Genomic DNA, 19,541 nt, shown 5'->3' on the forward strand with positions numbered 1-19,541 from the left:
GGGTCACTCCGGGAAGTGGCTGACGACGATGAACATGACTGTTCCTGTCAGCGTGGTGATGAACGAATAGGTATAGAGCGTGATGGCAAAGGGCTGCATCAGCATGACGACACCCAAGGCAATAAGGGCTGATGCCACCATTTCCCATGGGCCGCGGCGCAGCCGCAACAATCCGTTGATGAAATCACTCATTTGCGTACTGCTCCAAATGTGATCCCGCGCAGCAAATGTTTACGTAGCAAGATGGTAAAGACCATAACCGGCACGAGGAAGATCGTCGCACCCGCCGCGACAGCGGGCCAATCCTTACCCCCGACCCCGATGATCGTTGGAATAAACGGCGGTGCGGTTTGTGCTGTGCCCGATGTCAGCAAGACGGCGAAGGCATATTCGTTCCACGCAAAGATCAGACAAAAGATCGCGGTCGATGCGATACCCGTTGCCGCCTGCGGCAGGACCACTTTGTAAAAGGCCTGAAACCGCGTGTAGCCATCAATCAGAGCGGCTTCTTCGTACTCCACCGGAATTTCATCGATGAAACCTTTAAGCAACCAGACCGACAGCGACAGGTTAACTGCGGTATACAGCAGGATCATCCCCAAGTGGGTATCGTTAAGTCCAAGATTGCGAAACATCAGAAAGATCGGAATGGCCACCGCAATGGGCGGCATCATTCGGGTCGACAGGATGAAGAACAGCAAATCATCCTTAAGCGGCACGCGAAAACGGCTAAAGGCATATGCCGCTGCCGTGCCCAGCACCATACAAAGTGCGGTCGACCCAAAACCGATGATGATCGAGTTCAGGAAACGCTCGCCATAGCGTGAAGGGCCGCTGATGATGGTCCCCTGATCACGTGCGATTTGCTCGTACCAGGTTTGCGGCTCCCCCTTGGCTTCAAGCATGTCGTCCGTTGCGCGGGTACGATCGGTGAAAAGATTGACGTATCCTTCAAGCGACGGATCAAAAATAACTTTAGGCGGATAAGAAATGGAATCGGTCGGGGATTTGAACCCGGTTGCGATGATCCAGAGCAGCGGTGCAATGGTAATCAACGCATAGCCAACAACAAGGACCCCGGCGAACCACTTGGTCCCCTTTTTTGGTTCTGTAATCGAAAAACTCATCTTTCTTTTACCTTGTTCAGGGCTTTGACGTAGATTGATGCAAGGCCGAAGACGGTGACAAAAAGGATGACGGCATAGGCCGACGAATATCCGGTTCGCCACTTCTCGAACGCTTCACGTTTCAAGTCGATTGACGTGAGTGTTGTCGTGTTTCCCGGCCCCCCACCGGTCAGTTGAACGACAAGATCAAACATCTTGAAGTTCTCAATCCCGCGGAACAAAACGGCCAACATCAGGAACGGTAAAACCATGGGAATGGTGATCGTCCAGAACTGCCGCCACTTGGACGCACGATCACATTCTGCAGCCTCATAGATACTGTTTGGAATGGATCGCAACCCAGCCAGACAGATCAACATTACGAACGGCGTCCACATCCAGGTGTCGGCAATGACAATCGCCCAAGGTGCCAAATTCACATCGCCGATCATCGAAAAGCTCGCCGGGTCCACCCCGGTAAAGAAGGCAATCACGTAATTAAACAGGCCAATTTGCGGCTGATAGAGAAAGGTCCAGAAATTGCCGACAACAGCAGGCGACAACATCATTGGGAAGACGATAATCGTCGTCCAAAGATCATTCCCCCGGAATTTCTTGTTAATCAGGAACGCGAGGAAAAACCCGATCAGAACCTGCAAAACGATGGTCCAGATCAGGAAATGCGCTGTTGCCTGCATCGTGTTCCAGATATCGGAGTCTGACAGAATGCGTTCGTAATTACGCAAACCAACCCACTCAACATCCCGGTTAGGACGGTTTACCCGGCTGTTTGTAAAGCTCAGCCAGATGGTCCAGATCAATGGGAAAATGTTAATCGCCAGCAACAGGAAGATCGTTGGTGCCACGAAAATCCACGCAATACTTCGGTCAGAGAGACCCCGAATGCGTTGGGCTACGGTTTCCGGCGTAGCCGCGGCGATCTTTTCGATCGGAATATTCTTCATTATTGACGCCCTTAGCCTTGCAGCAGATGCCACGCGGTCTTCACTCGGTCGGAAGGTTGACCCCGACCATCCATTACAGCATGGACGGGGTCGGTTCAGAGCCAGTCATTTCTGACAGTGATAAAGGCTTAGAGCTTGCCTTCGTCTTCAAAGACCTCGGTCCAATCTTCCACCAGACCGTCAAGCGCTTCCTGTGCGGTACCCTGACCCGCAACCACATAATTGTGGATGCGTTCTTGCATCGACAAAAGCAGATCGGCATAGGCCGGTTCAGCCCAAAAATCCTTCACGATGGCCATGCTATCAAGGAAGGTCTGTGCGTAGGGCTGGCTATCGGCAAAGCCCGGATCCTCGACCACCGCACGCAGTGCGGAATACCCGCCAAGTTCCCACCAGCGTGCCTGAATTTCAGGCTGTGCGAACCATTTGATATATTCCAGTGCGGCTTCCTGCTTTTCAGAATACGCAACAACCGAAATTCCCTGTCCGCCAAGCTGGGCAAACTGCCCTGCGGGACCGCCTGGGTTCGGGAAGTACCCCGACTTACCGCCGCCAACGTTCGGGTCAGCTTCAACGCCCGGCCAGATGAAGGCAAAGTTCATCTGAAGCGCAACCTGCCCGGATTTATAGGCATCAATATTTTCGCTCATGTACCAGTTTGATGATCCCGGAGGCGTCGCGGTATCATAGAGCTCCTTGTAAAACTCCAGACCTTCTGCGGCACCTTTGGAATTCACAAAACCGTCAAGATCATAGGGCTTGTCAGGGTTTTCATACTGAAAACCATAGTTATAGAGCGCATTCGTCACCCCCATGGTGATGCCTTCAGACCCGCGCTCGGTATAGATCGCAGCCCCGTAGACGGTCGTGCCATCAATGTCGCGTCCCTGGAAGAATTGCGCGATATCCTTTAGTTCCTCAAGCGTTGCCGGCTCGCCGAGTTCGCGACCATACTTTGCCTTGAAAGCTTCGCGAATTTCCGGGCGCTCAAACCAATCCTTACGATACGTCCAACCGACCACATCGCCAAAGGCCGGAAGCGCGTAGTAATTTGGTGTATTCTTTGGCCATTCAGCGTAACCGGTCACAGTTGCCGGAATAAAATCGCCCATGTCGATGCCATTGGCATCGAAGAAATCATTCAACTTCACATAGTGACCGTTCTCGGCACCACCGCCAATCCACTGGCTGTCGCCAATCATAAGGTCACATAACTGACCGGCGGAGTTTAGCTCATTGAGCATGCGATCAGCAAAGGACGTCCATGGGACGAACTCAAAGCTCATGCTGTGACCGCTTTTGGTTTCGAAGTCTTTGGAAAGTTCGACCAAGGCATTCGCTGGGTCCCAAGCTGCCCAGCACAGCGTTAAATCTTCTGCGGCTGCCGCATTCGGAAGCGAACCGGCAACGATTGCCGAAGCCACTACCGCCATCAAATGTTTCGATTTCATTTTATTTTTCCTCCCTTTGGAACGTCGCGGCTTCCCAGCCACAGAAGCACTTCTACCACAAGTTTTTGAGGTACGCACCTCAAAAAGAGTATTTTCTGAGTTACGCACCTCAAATTTCTTGCAGTCACGCGCCAAATAGTTGAAAGTAATCTAAGAAAACCCAAGTGATTTAGGCCTGAAAAACCAATGAGACCGACCACCAAAGACCTTGCCAAGGCGGCTGGCGTCAGCCTTGCAACGATAGATCGGGTACTCAACGGACGTTCCGGTGTGCGACAGAAAACAGTCGATGCCGTCAACGAGGCGATTGAACGCACTGGCTTTCAAAGAAATCAGGTCGCCGCCACCCTGGCCCGCCAAAAAGGATATCGTTTCGGCTTTGTCCTGCCCCGATCGGGCGATGAATTTCTGGATGTGATTATCAAGCACATATCGGAATTTGATCAGGCCAGCCGGGCAGAAATGATCGCGACCAAGGTTGTTCGCATTGATGACCATGATCCGCATCGCGCAGCCAAAACCCTGTCGCGATTATCAGCAGATGATTATGATGGCATCGCCATTATGGCCCCGGAAACCCCGCAGATTCGCGATGCGCTTTATCGCATGAGGGAACGGGGCATACAAACCGTGGCCTTCATATCCAACCAGCAAGAAGAAGGCAGTCAGTCGTTTGTTGGCATAGATAACATTGCCGCAGGTGCAACCGCCGGGCGCCTGATGGCGCGGTTCCTTGGCCATACCGCGGGTTCAATTCTGGTTCTTGCGGAAACCATGCAATCACGCGATAGCCTTGAGCGACGCCTTGGTTTTGATAAGGTGATGAGCCGCGAATATCCGCAATTTGATGCCCTGCCGACGCTTGAAACACACGGGACAGCAGAAAGAACCCGACTTGTTTTGGCAAACGCCTTTGCAGCCCATCAGGATATTGTCGGGCTGTATATCATGGGGTCCGAAGCACGCGTTGCGATCGACCTTGCGCAAAATCTCTGTGGTGAAGAAAAAATCATCACCATCGCCCATGAACGCACACCGTCAACAGAACACGCACTTCGGGCAAAGACCCTTGATGCACTGATTAACCAAGACCCGGGACACATCATCCGCAGTGCCGTGCGAACACTCAGAGCCCAATGCGAAAACCGCGAGACACTGGCGTCCCAAGAACGCATCCGAATAGAAATCCTCATCGCGGAAAACCTGTGAGTGTCTCCACAAAAAGGATCAACTGACAAGGCAATATGGACTAATCACGTGCGTCTAATGCCTGCCCTCAAGGATCATTTCACTGGCTTTTTCGGCGATCATGGCCACGGGGGCGTGGGTATTGCCCGAGACGATGGTGGGCATGACGGATGCGTCGACGATGCGCAAATTGTCAAATCCGCGCACGCGCAAACGTACGTCAACAACGGTCATCTTGTCGTCGAGCCTGCCCATTTTTGCCGTGCCGACCGGATGAAAGATGGTGGTTGCGACGGCACCAGCGGCTTCTGCCAGGGCTTCGTCAGAGGTAATATCCGGGCCAGGTGCAAATTCGTTGGGATGGAATTTTGCCATCTGTCTGGTGGCCATCAATTTACGGGCATGACGGATGGACTGGATGGAGACCAGACGGTCTTCCGGGGTGCTCAGGTAATTGGGCGCAATGAGCGGCGAATGCATCGGATTATTTGATGCCAGCGTTACCCGCCCCTTGCTGGTCGGGCGCAGGTTACAGACTGATACCGTGATGGCCGGAAAGTCGTGTAACGGATCGCCGAACTTATCCAGCGACAATGGCTGTACATGGTATTCGATGTTCGGTGTTATGTGACTGTCATCTGAGCGGGTGAAAATGCCCAACTGACTGGGTGCCATCGCCATCGGCCCGCGCCGACGCAGTGCGTAATCAAGGGCAATTTTGGCTTTACCCAACAGGGTTGATTGCATTTCATTGAGGGTCTTTGCCCCCTGAATGCGAAAAGCGGTGCGGATTTGCAAATGATCCTGAAGGTTTTCGCCGAGCCCGGGAATGTCATGTTTGACTATGACCCCATGATCGCGCAGTTCCTGCGCCGGACCAATCCCCGACAGTTTCATGATCTGGGGCGTGCCAATCGCCCCGGCAGACAAGATAACTTCGCGGTGCGCCGTCACATGGCCAACCTTGCCAAACCGTTGATAGTTAACGCCGCGTACAACCCCACCATCAACATCAAGGCCGGTCACGGTGGCCTTAGTCAAAACGTGAAGGTTGGGACGCGCCATGGCCGGTTTTAAAAAGGCGCGCGCGGCACTCCATCGGACACCTTTTTTCTGGGTTACATCGAAATAGCCTGACCCGGCATTATCGCCATCATTGAAATCATCGGTTTTGTGAATGCCGATTTCTTCGGCACCATCACGCACCGCATCAAGTACATCCCAGCGCAGACGTTGCTTTTCCACCCGCAATTCGCCCTGCGTTCCATGCTCGTTTGACGGGGTGTGATAGCGTTCGGATTTGACAAAATAGGGCAAGACATCATTCCAACCCCAGCCGGTCGCACCATCAGCCTGCCAACGATCATAATCGGCCGCCTGCCCGCGCATATAGATCATGCCATTGATCGAGGAGCAGCCTCCCAGAACCTTGCCACGCGGATAGGCAATTGCACGCCCCCCAAGCCCCTTTTCCGCGACCGTTTTATACAGCCAGTCGGTTTTGGGATTACCAATACAATACAGATAGCCAACAGGAATATGGATCCACGGATAGCTGTCCTTTCCACCGGCCTCAATTAGCAACACACGGTTTTTCGGATCGGCACTGAGCCGATTGGCCAGAACGCAGCCCGCCGACCCGGCCCCGATAATGATGTAGTCAAAGGATGATTGATCGAGCGACATCTGTTTCCTCAGCGATGGCAAAATCGGCGCGACACCTTAAGCCCGCCCGAACCGTTGAGCCGATTGGACAGATTTTGACCCCGTATCGCGTATGTGTCTGAAGCCCCTGTCAGCGGTCTGCTGACAGGGGAAGAAAGATGAATCAGATCACAGAACTTGCCGTGGCAAACCGTGACCAGAAGGGCACCATCGCCTGTTCAAGTTCTCCCCAAAGGGCAAACCGTTTGCGATAGATCTCGCTGGCAACCGGGTTCGGGGTGTAATGACGATCAGTTTGGACCATCCTGTCGGCAGCCTGTTCGTAGTCATGATACATTTCGACACCGACAGATGCCGCCATCGCCGCACCAAGGGCGCCGGTTTCCTGACATTTCGCCACAGTCAGCGGCAATTCCAGAATATCAGCGATGATCTGTGGCCAGATGTTGCTGCGTGCCCCACCGCCCGACAGGATAATGGTGTCAAACGTCACACCGGTCGCACGGAGCTTGTCCATGTGACGCAAATGGGCAAAAATCACACCTTCGTAAATTGCGCGCAACATATCGCCGCGCCCATGCCAGCCGCCAACCCCAAAGAACCCGGCCCGCGCCATCCCGTTGCCCGGGGCACCATACAGATACGGATGATAGAATGGTGCATCGAGGCAAAGCGTGCTGTTGGTGACCAATTCATTGGCCAGTTCGAACGGGGATTTCCCGGCGACGACTTCGCCATCATGTTCGAGAAATTCGCGCACCACCCATTCGAGATTGACCGCCGAAGTTGCCGAACTTTCAATCGACATGAAACGGCCATCGGCATAGCCCGACGACATGAAAATCTCGTTCTCGTTTTCAAAGTCGATGTTTTCGACGACGAGCTGATTGATGCTCCAAGTGCCGACAATCATCGATGCCTGCCCCGGTCGCGCCACGCCAGAACCAAGCGCACTGGCAATCACGTCAAAGAAACCGGCAACAACGGGGGTGCCTTCGCCAAGACCGGTTTGATCGGCGACGGCCTTGCTGACATGACCAACGATTTCGCTGGGATGGGCCAGACGGGGCAATTTTTCACGCGCATCGCCAATATCAAATGCCTCAAGCAAGGCATCGTCATAGGTATTTTCAGGCATGCGCAACATGCCGCACCCGCCCATATCGGAAATGTCGGACACCAGTTCACCGGTCAGCGCATGCGTCACCAGATCCTTGCACAGCAGAACCGTTTGCGTCGCCTGATAGATTTCGGGCCGTTCGCGTTTAACCCATGCCAGCAATGTCGGTGTTTGCGATACCCACGGACGTTGACCGGAAATCGGATAGGACACATCCCCAACCCCCTCGGACTGGAGCTGATCAACCAGCGCATTGGCCCGTGTATCAAGCGACTGAATGCCAAGAAGGGCCGTCGCATTATCACCCAAAAGATACAAGCCGTTGCCGTGACCCGCACTGCCAATGGCGGCAATGTCAGTCGCATCAACGCCGGATTTTTTGACGACTTCGGCCACAACGGTCAGCAAATCATTCCGCAATTGATCAATATCGCGCTCGACAAAGCCCGGCGCGGGACAATGCGAAACGGCTTCGCGGCTGGCATGGGCAATTTCAGCCCCGGCCGCATCGAACAGCACGGTCTTGACGACCGTGTTACCCGCATCAATGCCAAGAAAATAACGTGCCATCAGCCTTAACCTTCAAACCCGCTATAGATGTCCCACGCGGCCTGTCCATCCGCACCATCGTGGATCATCGCCATGAGGGCCGCGACCACCGCCTTGGGATTGTCGTGTTGATAAATGTTTCGGCCATAGACCATACCGTGCGCCCCTTGCGCCATCAAAGCCGCCGAATTATCAAACACAGTTCGAAGGTCGGCCTTGCCACCGCCGCGCACCAGCACCGGACAGCGTGCGGCCTGTACCACATGATGGAAATCATCGGGATTGTCGGTCGGGTCGGCCTTGATGATATCAGCGCCCATTTCACGCGCCAGACGGACCAGTGTCGTGACTTTTTGCGTATCGCCATCCACCAGATAGCCACCACGTGCACTGTTAGGCTGCATGACAAGTGGTTCGATCATAAGCGGCATACCGTATTTTTCGCAGTCATTGCCCAGTTTTGAGATGTTTTTTACGCACTGACGGAACAGATCCGGCTCATCGGGCAGCATGAAAAGATTAACGACAACGCAAGCCGCATCCATGCGCAAGGCAGGCAAGATCGGGTCGGTTTCATTTTGCATGACCGCCCACATCGACCGATGGCGTTCCTTGTTATAAGGATTGCCCATATCAACGCGCATGACCAATGCCGGGCGGTTTTCACCGGGAAGTTCCTGTAACAGGTCCGACTGGCCATAGTTCATCTGAATGGCATCAGGCCCCGCATCGACCAGCGTGTTAACCACCGACTGGACGTCTTCCAGACCGACCATGAAACTTGGTTCGTTACAGACACCGTGATCAATGGCGACATCAAGACAACGGCCGTTTTTCATCAAACGATTAAGACGGACTTTTTTCGATACAAACATGTTTCCTCCTCTGGCCGGGGTGTTCCCGGCACTTCATTCAGACAATGCTGTGTTTCTTGCCCATTTCGTCGGTGAGCAAAGATTTATGACGATCAAGGTCGGCGTTGGACCACCCCAGAACCGTGGCCATCAGGTCCCCGATTTCGTCGATCAAATTTTGGGAAATGCCGCCTTCAAGCCCGATGGCGGTGCGGCGCAATACAATGTCAGACAGGCTGCGAACATTTTCATTGCGGATCAGGAATTCGATTTCACGCTGGCTGTATGTTGGCACCGCGTTTAACGGTGCATCCTTTTCAGCCTGACAGAACCGTGCAACGTCAATGGCACGACTGCCATAACGTTCGACAAGACGTTCAAAAACCTGACGATCCATCGTCAGATCACCAAGGACGGTATCCAGCCAGCGTTGCTGATCCTTCCCGACCGGTGGGAAATTGCGCCCCCCACCAATGCAAAGATCAGTGGTCCGGCAACGACGTTTCCGCCCCAAACGTTTTAAGACAACATCGGTGATTTCTTCGCCAAACACCCGGAACGTTGTCCATTTTCCGCCAATCAGGCTGATGACCGGAAAATTACGTTTTTCGTCGGGTTCCTGTTCGCGGTGTGAATGATCACGGCTGATCCGTCCGGTGGCATCGGCATCACTGACCGGCAAGGGACGCACACCGGTAAAGACATGAACAATATCATCGCGGGCGACATCAATATCAGGAAAGACAAAGCGCAGCGCACTTAGCATGTAGTCTTTTTCGCTGGCTTCGCAGCGGGCCAGTTCGGGATCATCAATCAGGATATCGGTTGATCCGACCAGCGACACCCCAAGATAGTTAAACGCAATGCAAATCCGGCCATCGGCATTTTCGTAATAGACCATCTGATCGCCAAGAGCGTTGGCCAGTTGGGCGTTACGGATCATCAGATGTGACCCCTTGGTCCCGCGCACGAAACGCGGGGTATTGTTGGCCTGATCACCGGCCAATGCCTGATTGGTGAAATCAACCCAGGCCCCGGTGGCATTGACCACCAGATCGGGGGTGATGGTTCCGACCTCGCCGGTCAGGCGATCACGCCAATGGATATCAGCCCCATCGACCTTTTCGACCCCGACATAGGAAAAAGCACGCGCATCCGGACAGGCTGCCTCGGTATCAAGGATCATCTCGACACCGAGCCGTTCGGGATATTTTACCCACGCATCGTAATAGATTGCCCCAAATCGGGCATCGGGGGTTATCGACGGCGACATCGCGCGCAATTTCCGACCAGATACGAATTTATGTGCGGGCATGGAACGACTTTTGCGCGACAGCCAGTCATAGAGCATCAAACCGATCTTGATCATGACAGCCGACCGGCGTGATGGTCCCTTTCCCAAGCCGATAAAGCGTTTTAGTGACGCAAAAGATCCGTGGAAAAGATCAAAAATCGGCACCAGTGTTGGTAACGGGAACACATAGTGCGGCGCATTACGCAGCAGGAAATCGCGTTCCTGCAAAGACTGACGCACCAAACGAAATTCACCATTTTCAAGATAGCGCAACCCACCGTGGACCATCCGCGACAGTGCGGCACTGGCCCCAGAACAAAAATCCCCCTGTTCAAGCAGCACAACATCAACCCCCTGAAGGGCAAGATCCCGGAACACACTGATCCCGTTGATCCCGCCCCCAATCACCACCACCGTGGTGCGTTTGGGTATGGCAGTAACTTGTGAACTATGCGTCATCACACAATCAATCAGGCTGCACGCGCAACAGGACCAAGATGGGCCTCAATTGCACTGTCAATGACCGTCAGTTCATCTGTGGAAAGTGTGATTTCACCCGCACGGGCGTTTTCAATGGCCTGGGCCGGATTACGGGCCCCGCAGAGTGAAAACGTGATGCCGGGCTGGGCAATGGTCCAGGCAATGACAACCTGCCCCGGTTCGACATTATGAGCCTCCGCAATGGGTTGCAGGACCTTCATGAAGTCGGCAATCCGTTGACGGTTCTCAACAGAAAATTTTGGATTTTCGCGGCGGAGGTCGTCGCCTTCGAACACGCGGTCGGGTCCGATTTTGCCCGACAAAAGCCCCAGCGCCATCGAGGAATAGCTGAGTACCGCGACATTATTTTCAAGACACATCGGTACGAGCTGATCTTCGAGCTTGCGTTCCAGCATGTTGTAGCATTCCTGAATGCAATCAAGCTGGCCGCTGGCGAGGTATTGCGCCATTTCATCGGCATTGACGTTGCTGATGCCGATTGCGCGGATTTTGCCTTCGCGTTTGAGGTCTTCGAGCACGCCCATGGTTTCGGAAATCGGTGTGGTCGGGTCCTGCCAATGGGTAATGTAAAGGTCGATATAATCGGTGCGCAGACGTTTCAGGCTGGTTTCCAGCTCGGCACGAACCGATTCCGCACCAAGATAACGATGAATTTTTTTGTCATGTTCATCGACAAAATAGTTCCCCTTATCGGTATCCCAGACCATACCGCATTTGGTGGCAATCACCACCTGATCGCGGCGGCCCTCAACGGCCTTGCCGACCAGTTCTTCGGCGCGGCCAAGGCCGTATGCCGGGGCAGTATCAATCATGGTAATCCCGGCATCAACCGATGCCTGAATGGCCTTGATGGAATTGGCATCATCATGCCCGCCCCACATCCAGCCCCCCATGGCCCACGTGCCAAGACCGATGGCCGACGCAGATACACCGGATTTTCCAATTTCACGAATAAGCTGTGCCATTAGGCATCTCCTTTTAGAATGTCGGTCACCGCATAGGCGGTTTGCTCGTCTATTGCCAAAGTGGTCAGGAAGTCGCCGCGCAGGATCGAGGCAATCGGTTCGGCCTTGTGTTGCCCGCTGGCAATCGCAAAGCGGTGGGGTATCTGCCGCAATTCATCAAGTGACAGGGCCACCACCCGCTCATTGGCCGGATAGTCACAGGGTTTGCCATCTGCATTGATCAAATGGGCCAGCAATTCCCCACAGGCCCCGGCCCCCAGAACGTCGTCGCGGTCAATATCGCCATCAAGCGACAGATAGGTCGATGTGGTTTCACGCACCGACCCAATCCCCATCACCGCGATATCGGCGGTACGGGCCGTATCAAACACGTCGCGGATTGAGCGCACATCAAGCAATGTGTCACGCGCTTCACGCGATCCGGCAATGATCGGCGCATGCAACTGCAATGCGCGGCCGCCAAGCTTTTCGGCCATCGCCATCGAAACGTGATTGACGTCGGTGTAATATTTCCCCTGAACCCCGCCGGTCGCCGGAACGACGGTGACGTCATAGCTGCGTTTGGGTTTCATCGCCTCGACAATGGCGCTGACACCGACCCCGCCGGAAATGGCAATGGTCATGCCATCTTGCAGCGTTTCAAACAGGGCAGCAACGGCGGCATCGGCGGTCGATTTAATGGTAATCTGTGGATCGGTGGAAACTTCGGGCACGACAATTGCATTTTCGATCCGCCCCAGTTCGGCGATGATCGCACCAAGGTCGGTCATATTGCCAAACGGCGATTTCACCGTAATTTCCACCAGTCCACGTTCCTGCCCTTCCTTGACCAACCGGTTCACGGTGGTGTGTGACAGACCGGTCATTTCCGCGATCTTTGCCTGTGAAATGTTCTGTTCATAGAACATCACAAGGACCTTATGCAGACGTCGCAGGCGTTCAAATTCTGTGCTGTTGGTCATGATATTTGTTCCTGACGCCATTACGATTTGGTCGATGTGCTGCGTTTGCGCTTGTTAAGCAAATGATCCGCAGACACCGCCACCAAAAGGATCAGGCCACGAATGATGTCCTGCCAGTACACCGGCACATCAAGAAGGATCAGCGAACTTGTCACCAGCGACAGCAACGCCGCCCCCAGAACCGCCCCGAAAATCGTCCCGGCCCCGCCATTGAGGCTGGCGCCGCCAATCACGGCTGCGGCAATGACACTTAGCTCCATGCCGATGCCAAATTGCGGGGTTGCGGCCCCAAAGCGCGCCATATAGACAACCCCGGCCACCCCGGACAACAGCCCGCACAGGGTCGAGCAGACGATCTTGATGCGTTTGGTCTTAATGCCTGAAAACAGGGCGGCTTTTTCATTACTGCCGGTGTAATAGACTTTTCGAAACAGTGTTGAGTGGCGCAACAGCAAGTCAAAGAACACCACAATCCCAAAGAACAGGATGATGACAAACGGCATGCCGGCAATGTCGCCCTGACCGATGAACTTAAAACTTGGCGGCAGCGAAAACAGCGACTGCGGGGTGCCCTTGGTAATCAACAGTGACAGGCCGCGTGCAATCACCATGAACGCCAGCGATACGATAAAGAAATGCAGTCCGATCCGGGTCACGCATTGCCCCATCAGATACCCGATAAAACCACAGGCAAGCACGGCAATCAGGCTGGCCGACCATGGATCAAGCCCCATCAAAAACAGCTTGCCGCCAATCACCATCGCCAGACAGACAACCGAGCCGACAGACAGGTCAATTCCCCCGACGATCAACAAAATGGTCATGCCGACAACGACAATGCCCTCAATCGAAAAGGACAGCAGCATGGCGCGGAAATTCTGCCAGGTCAGGAAATAGGGCGAAGCAAAGCTCATCGCGATGCAAATGATCAGGATGATGGCAACAAGACCGGCTTCGCGGGCCTTGAAAATGCCAAGCATCCGGTTATGCACACCGTTCTGCACTGCGGTTGCCTCCGGTTTGTTTGTTTCAGATTTGGTTTCGGTTTTAAGTGCCTTGGCCGACGTCATGACGCCATCCCCCCTGTGGTCGCGTTCATGCTTTGACCGATGTTTTGTGACGTGCTTTGGCATGCGATGCCCGACGCCAGCTTCATGATTTCTTCTTCGGTCATCAGGTCATTTTCGACCTGGCCGGCGATCTTGCCTTCGTGCAGGACCAGAATGCGATCACACAGGCCGATCAGTTCTGGCATTTCCGATGAAATCACCAGAACACCGACACCATCGGCGGCCAAATTGCGCAAAATTGTATAGATTTCGCTTTTTGCCCCGACATCGACACCGCGGGTTGGTTCATCAAAAATGATGATCTCGGGATGGACCGACAGCATTTTCGCAATTGCCACTTTTTGCTGATTGCCACCACTGAGGGATGAGACCGGCTGGCTGACATTTTCACAGCGTAGCGATAATAACCGCCCCAGTTCCTCGGCCCGTGTGGTTTCGGCCTTATGCCGGACAAAGCCATTTGCACTAACGTGGCGAAGATCAAGGGCGGTGATGTTTGCTGCAATCGAAAGATCAAGGAAAACACCTGATCCCTTACGGTCTTCGGACAGATAGACCAAACCGTTTCGAATGCTGTCTGAATAGTCACCGACTTCGAACGGTTTGCCGTGCATGGTAATGTCGCCATTTGTTTTACGGCCAAGACCGCAAATCGCGTGTGCGGTTTCGCTGCGCCCCGCCCCAATCAAGCCGCCAAGGCCAAGGACCTCGCCTTTGCGCAGGTCAAAGCTGACATCACGTAAAACCCCGCCATCCGACAGATTGCGCACTGACAACAAACAGGATGTTTGCGCCGTCAGATCCGGGTTCTTTGCCGGAAACTGATTAAGGATTTCACGCCCAACCATCTTGGTTGCGATTTCATCGGGATTGGTTTGCGCCGTCATCAGCGTGTCAACAAACGCCCCGTCCCGAAATACGGTGATGCGATCCGAAATTGCAAAAATCTCGGCCATGCGATGACTGATGTAAATGATGCCGATGTTGCGCGATTTCAGATCGGCAATGATGCGAAACAGCGCCTCGGCCTCTGTATCGGTCAGCGCCGCGGTTGGTTCGTCAAAGATCAGAACATCGCAATCAAGTGTCAGGGCCTTGGCAATTTCGACAATTTGCTGGCTGGCAATCGGCAGGTCGCCGACCTTTTCATCAACCGGAATCGGGATCAGGTCGGCCAGAACTTTTTCGGCCCGTGCGCGGACTTCGCGATCGTTCATCAAAAAGGATGTGCGTGCATTTGTTGCCGCCATCAGGATGTTTTCGGCCACCGATATATCAGGACATAGTGCAATTTCCTGATGCACCAGGCCAATGCCATGGGCCTGTGCCTTTGCCGGGTCGGGCAGGACGATGTCGCGTCCCTTAAAATGGATCCGCCCCTGATCGGGGGGGAAAACACCGCTTAGGATGTTCATCAGTGTCGATTTACCGGCACCGTTTTCGCCCATGAGGGCATGAACTTCGCCGGGCATCAGCGATAGATTAACACCCCGCAGGGCGTGCACCGCGCCGAATGATTTATGGATATCGTGGACTTCAAGAATGGGCTGCATTGAACGAAATGCCTTACGCTGGAAAGAAGGGCACCCCTTCCTTTCGGTGGAAAATACGTGGGAGTAACCGAAAGGAAGGGTGTTCTGACCGCCATGGGCATAGCGGTCAGATGCGTGTGTCCTTTTATTCTTCGATACCTTTGGTACCGCGACGTTTGAGATAGGCTTCCCAATAAAAATCATCGGCGTTTTCAGCCGTGACCACCGCATAGCCATTATCGATATAAGGCACCATCATCGGGTTGGTGCCCGAACGTTTGTAGTCGTTCATCGGATCAATCAGATCAGGATGGGCTGCCAGAAAGAGCGAAATAAAGCCCATATAACCTTGAATACCCTGGTTCGGGTTGATTGAGCCAAACACTTCGCCTGCTTTGATCATGTCGAGAATTTTGGCATTCACATCGGCGGTCATGACCTTGATATCGGCCTTGGTTTCAATGGCGGCCTGTGCGGCACCAAGGGCACTGTTGGCTTCGGGCATAAAGACCGCACCAAGATCCGGGTGGGCCTGATGCATGGTCAGAACCGCGTTATAGGCCTTGGTCGGGTCCTGATTGGATGCCGCGCGCGCCACCAGTTTCATGTCCGGGTATTTTTCTTCCATGCGGGCAATGAAGGCCGATACACGGCGGTCATGGTTATCCTGTCCCGGGTTTTCCAAAACGGCATATTCGCCCTTACCACCCATGGCATCGGCAATGGCATCGGCGGCAGCCGCACCTTCGCGGTCGTTGTTAGAGGTGATGTAGGCGGACCGTTTCGAATTCGGGGAATCCGCGGCAAAGGTCACAACCGCAACACCCTGCTCAACCGCGCGGTCAATCGGGGCGATGAACGGGTCAGAGTTCATCGGATGCACCATGATGCCGGCTGGCTGACGGGCCAGAACCTGTTCAAAGGTGGCGATTTGCTTGTTCACGTCATATTCCGGGGTGCCGGTATATGCCGTTTCGCAGCCCATTTGCTGGGCAGCCTGTTTGAACATCTCATAGACCGGGAACCAGTACTCAACGCCGCTGACCATGACGTTCATGACGTAAAGCTCGCCCGGCTCACACTGGAATGCACTTTTATTGCCGTCCTGGGCCATCGCCGACGACGTGGTAAGAGTCATAAAAGCAGCCGCTGCTGTTCCCAGCAGCATTGATTTGATTTTCATGTTATCCTCCCTAATGCGTAACCAAATCCGGGCTCTTCACAACGCGGCACGGTTCGCAAAATGTTATTTATGGTAGATATTTCATTGATCGAAATATCTACCATCCATTTGGGTTGATCCCATTTCGGGAGTCAATATGAAATATATTTCAACCCATTGGTTCGACGTGTAACCGTTGATTACCAATGGTTAACTCTGCCTGAGAAAAATTTTCCAAAGCCTTCTTTGCCAAAGTTGATGGTCTTAAATTCGGTGTGATGTTTCGACGACGCGGCCCGAACTAATGCCTTCACTGTGTTTTTCAAACACCATGAACAAAGCTTTCCACCGTTTGCAGCCCGGCTCTCGGTATGATCGCACGTCGATCAAATTGATCGATCAAAACCACACAAACCCCAGAAACAACAAAACCCAACCTTTTCAGGTTGGGTTTTGAAAGTAATGCTGCCCGTGGGAAAAACGAACTCCCACTCACTGAGCAAAACAGATTTTGAGCACCCCGAATGTTCCGCAAAACAGGCCGCACACAACGGGCAACTCACCTGTCATTTTCTGACGTCAGAGCTCCGGCGTTTTAAAAATTTCTGACAGAGTTGACGTCATGAATGGCGTTAACCACAGATATCAGAACAAATTGTCATTGGTCATTTGCCACAACAGTCTGTCGCTGTGTGCCAAGCCCCTCGACAGACAGTTCGACAATATCACCAGCACTCAAAAAGCGCGGCGGTGTAAGGCCCAGACCGACACCTTCCGGCGTTCCGGTTGCAATAATATCGCCCGGCATAAGACGCATGAAGCCAGACATATAAGATATGATTTCCGCCACAGAGAAAATCATGTCGGCGGTTGAGCTGTTCTGCACCGTCTCGCCATTGACCGAAAGGCTTAAACCCAGATTTTGGGGATCGCCTGCTTCGTCGGGCGTGACCAGCCACGGGCCAAGCGGGCCGAAATTCGGGGCTGATTTTCCTTTGATCCATTGGCCGCCGCGCTCGATCTGATAGGCGCGCTCGCTGACATCGTTGATCGTACAAAAACCGGCAACGTAGTCCAGCGCTTCTTCTTGGCTGACATAACTGCACGGGCGGCCGATGATGATGCCCAGTTCGACTTCCCAGTCGGTTTTCTCAGAGCCGCGCGGCAAAATGATAGGATCATTTGGCCCGCAAATGCTTGATGTTGATTTTGAAAAAAGAACGGGTTCTTTCGGCTCGGGATTGTTGGTTTCGCGCGCATGGCGGGCGTAATTCAATCCCACCGCATAAAAGTTGCGTGCCGCACCAACGCACGGACCGATGCGCGTGGCGGGATCAATGATCGGCAAATCCGATAGATCGCGCTCCGCCAATGCCGCCAGTTGTTCGCAGGTCACGGTTTCTGGTGTGAAATCGGCAATCACGGCGGAAAGATCGCGTATGTTGCCTTCATAATCAAGGCATCCGGGCTTTTCACTTCCGATGGGGCCGTGGCGGAGAAACTTCATACTTCAGTCCTTTCAAAATGGTCTTTTAGGTGTGCGCTCAGGCAGAGCGCAAAATCATGTCGGCGGCTTTTTCCGCGATCATCACCACTGGTGACGCGGTGTTGCCCGATACGATGCGCGGCATGATCGACGCATCAACAACGCGCAGACCGGTCACACCGCGCACCCGCAATTGCGGGTCAACCACCGCAGCGTCATCAACGCCCATGCGGCAGGTGCCAACGGGATGGAAAATGGTTGTGCCGATATCTCCGGCGGCACGCGCCAGACTGGCATCGTCTGTGATGTCCGCCCCCGGAAGGTTTTCGTGCGGGGCATATTTTTTCAATGCCGGCATGGTCATCAAGTTCCGCGCCTGACGCAGCGCGCAAACCGCAACCTCCACATCGCGACGGGCACTAAGATAACGCGGTGAAATCTCGGGGTGTGCTGATGGTCCGGTGCTTGATATGTGGGTCGAACCACGGCTTTCGGGGCGCAGGTTGCACACCGATACCGTCACCGCCGGATAAGGATGAAGCGGCTCTCCCAGCTTGTCGGTGGACAGCGGCTGAATATGATATTCAAGATCCGGCGTTGCGATTTCCGCACTGCTTTTGGTGAAAATGCCAAACTGGCTGGGCGCCATGGATAACGGGCCCGACCGGTTCCACAAATAACGCGCCCCCATGCCGATTTTACCCGCCCATGAATTGGCGACCTGATTAAGCGTGCGGGCATTTTCAACCCGGAAAATCATCCGCAGCTGTAGATGATCTTGCAGGTTTTCGCCAACATCGGGCATATCGCGATGCACATCAATACCTGCATTTTTAAGGCGTTCACCCTGACCGATGCCCGATGCTTCAAGCAGTGCCGGGGAATGGATTGCACCAGCGGCAAGAATGATCTCCGATTTTGCCGTCGCCTGAAAAACAGAACCTTTATGCGTTATTGTCACGGCATTCGCGCGGCCATCCTCAAATGTGATTTTTTGAACATGGGCATGGGTTAGAAGGCGCAGATTGGGGCGTTTGAGAGCCGGTTTGAGAAAGGCCCGTGCCGCACTCCAGCGGCGCCCGGCATTCTGGTTAACCTCGAAATAACCGGCCCCCTCATTATCACCGCCGTTAAAATCATCGGTCGGTGGCACGCCCATTTCTTGAGCGGCACGCTGAAAATCATCGAGCAGATCCCATTTAAGGCGTTGGCGGGCGACTTTCCATTCGCCACCCTTGCCGTGGATTTTGCCATCCCCATCGGGCCGGTCCTGGGATCGGATAAAATACGGAAGGACATCATCCCAACCCCAACCGGTATTTCCGATCTGTGCCCAGCCGTCATAATCGGCGGCCTGCCCGCGCATATAAATCATGCCGTTGATTGAGCTGCATCCACCCAGAACCTTGCCGCGCGGATACGCCAGCTGGCGCCCGTTCAAGCCTGCCTCTTTAGTGGTTTTCATCATCCAGTCGGTGCGCGGATTGCCCATGCAGTAGAGGTAGCCGACAGGAATGTGGATCCACGGATAATTGTCTTTGCCGCCTGCCTCAATAAGCAAAACGCGGTGGGCCGGGTTGTCGCTCAGCCGGTTTGCCAATACGCATCCAGCCGTACCCGCACCAATGATGATATAATCGTACTCGCCGTCTAAAGTGCGTGTCATGTCGG

At 53.9% G+C, this 19,541-nt stretch carries 16 protein-coding genes; 1 reads left to right on the plus strand and 15 read right to left on the minus strand.

Annotation, left to right across the window (positions count from 1 at the left end):
- Positions 1–3: 3 nt before the first annotated feature.
- From COO92_RS13525 to COO92_RS13540, 4 genes are all read right to left on the minus strand, one after another.
- Positions 4–192, minus strand: a complete 189-nt coding sequence (locus COO92_RS13525; protein WP_022734278.1) for a hypothetical protein — start codon at positions 190–192, stop codon at positions 4–6.
- The gene (locus COO92_RS13530) at positions 189–1,127 is read right to left on the minus strand and encodes a carbohydrate ABC transporter permease (RefSeq protein ID WP_022734277.1); all 939 of its coding nucleotides are present in this window, start codon (positions 1,125–1,127) and stop codon (positions 189–191) included. Before COO92_RS13530 ends, COO92_RS13525 begins: the two co-directional genes overlap by 4 nt.
- The gene (locus tag COO92_RS13535; protein ID WP_022734276.1) at positions 1,124–2,071 is read right to left on the minus strand and encodes a carbohydrate ABC transporter permease; all 948 of its coding nucleotides are present in this window, start codon (positions 2,069–2,071) and stop codon (positions 1,124–1,126) included. The genes COO92_RS13530 and COO92_RS13535 overlap by 4 nt, the downstream gene beginning before the upstream one ends.
- Positions 2,072–2,199: 128 nt before the next feature.
- Positions 2,200–3,522 (minus strand): ABC transporter substrate-binding protein, encoded by a 1,323-nt coding sequence (locus COO92_RS13540; RefSeq protein WP_101302918.1) that lies wholly within the window; start codon positions 3,520–3,522, stop codon positions 2,200–2,202.
- A gap of 186 nt (positions 3,523–3,708) precedes the next feature.
- Between COO92_RS13540 and COO92_RS13545 the strand changes: the two genes are divergently transcribed.
- On the plus strand, positions 3,709–4,731 hold the full coding sequence (locus COO92_RS13545) for a LacI family DNA-binding transcriptional regulator (RefSeq protein WP_101302920.1): 1,023 nt from the start codon (positions 3,709–3,711) through the stop codon (positions 4,729–4,731).
- 54 nt (positions 4,732–4,785) lie between these two features.
- On the opposite strand, the gene COO92_RS13550 is transcribed toward COO92_RS13545, so the two are convergent.
- The 11 genes from COO92_RS13550 to COO92_RS13600 all read right to left on the minus strand — a co-directional run bounded on the left by COO92_RS13550 (position 4,786) and on the right by COO92_RS13600 (position 19,536).
- Positions 4,786–6,396, minus strand: coding sequence for a GMC family oxidoreductase (locus COO92_RS13550; RefSeq protein WP_101302922.1), 1,611 nt, complete (start codon positions 6,394–6,396; stop codon positions 4,786–4,788).
- 142 nt (positions 6,397–6,538) lie between these two features.
- Positions 6,539–8,065, minus strand: a complete 1,527-nt coding sequence (locus COO92_RS13555; protein ID WP_101302924.1) for an FGGY-family carbohydrate kinase — start codon at positions 8,063–8,065, stop codon at positions 6,539–6,541.
- 5 nt (positions 8,066–8,070) lie between these two features.
- On the minus strand, positions 8,071–8,919 hold the full coding sequence (locus COO92_RS13560; protein ID WP_101302926.1) for a class I fructose-bisphosphate aldolase: 849 nt from the start codon (positions 8,917–8,919) through the stop codon (positions 8,071–8,073).
- A gap of 37 nt (positions 8,920–8,956) precedes the next feature.
- Positions 8,957–10,651 (minus strand): glycerol-3-phosphate dehydrogenase/oxidase, encoded by a 1,695-nt coding sequence (locus COO92_RS13565; protein WP_101302928.1) that lies wholly within the window; start codon positions 10,649–10,651, stop codon positions 8,957–8,959.
- Between the two features lie 11 nt (positions 10,652–10,662).
- Positions 10,663–11,658, minus strand: a complete 996-nt coding sequence (locus COO92_RS13570) for an aldo/keto reductase (RefSeq protein WP_101302930.1) — start codon at positions 11,656–11,658, stop codon at positions 10,663–10,665.
- Positions 11,658–12,620 (minus strand): sugar-binding transcriptional regulator, encoded by a 963-nt coding sequence (locus COO92_RS13575; protein ID WP_165792363.1) that lies wholly within the window; start codon positions 12,618–12,620, stop codon positions 11,658–11,660. Before COO92_RS13575 ends, COO92_RS13570 begins: the two co-directional genes overlap by 1 nt.
- Before the next feature lie 20 nt (positions 12,621–12,640).
- Complete coding sequence (locus COO92_RS13580; RefSeq protein ID WP_101302933.1) at positions 12,641–13,690, minus strand: ABC transporter permease; 1,050 nt, start codon at positions 13,688–13,690, stop codon at positions 12,641–12,643.
- Positions 13,687–15,243, minus strand: a complete 1,557-nt coding sequence (locus COO92_RS13585; protein ID WP_101302935.1) for a sugar ABC transporter ATP-binding protein — start codon at positions 15,241–15,243, stop codon at positions 13,687–13,689. The genes COO92_RS13580 and COO92_RS13585 overlap by 4 nt, the downstream gene beginning before the upstream one ends.
- Before the next feature lie 124 nt (positions 15,244–15,367).
- On the minus strand, positions 15,368–16,405 hold the full coding sequence (locus COO92_RS13590; protein WP_101302937.1) for a substrate-binding domain-containing protein: 1,038 nt from the start codon (positions 16,403–16,405) through the stop codon (positions 15,368–15,370).
- A gap of 637 nt (positions 16,406–17,042) precedes the next feature.
- Entirely contained in the window at positions 17,043–17,891 is an 849-nt protein-coding gene (locus COO92_RS13595; RefSeq protein ID WP_165792364.1) for a fumarylacetoacetate hydrolase family protein, read from the minus strand.
- A gap of 37 nt (positions 17,892–17,928) precedes the next feature.
- Positions 17,929–19,536: a GMC family oxidoreductase gene (locus COO92_RS13600; RefSeq protein WP_101302939.1), complete on the minus strand. Its 1,608-nt coding sequence runs from the start codon at positions 19,534–19,536 to the stop codon at positions 17,929–17,931.
- Positions 19,537–19,541: the final 5 nt, after the last annotated feature.

It is taken from the genome of Thalassospira lohafexi (assembly GCF_002844275.1).
GTDB lineage: Bacteria > Pseudomonadota > Alphaproteobacteria > Rhodospirillales > Thalassospiraceae > Thalassospira > Thalassospira lohafexi.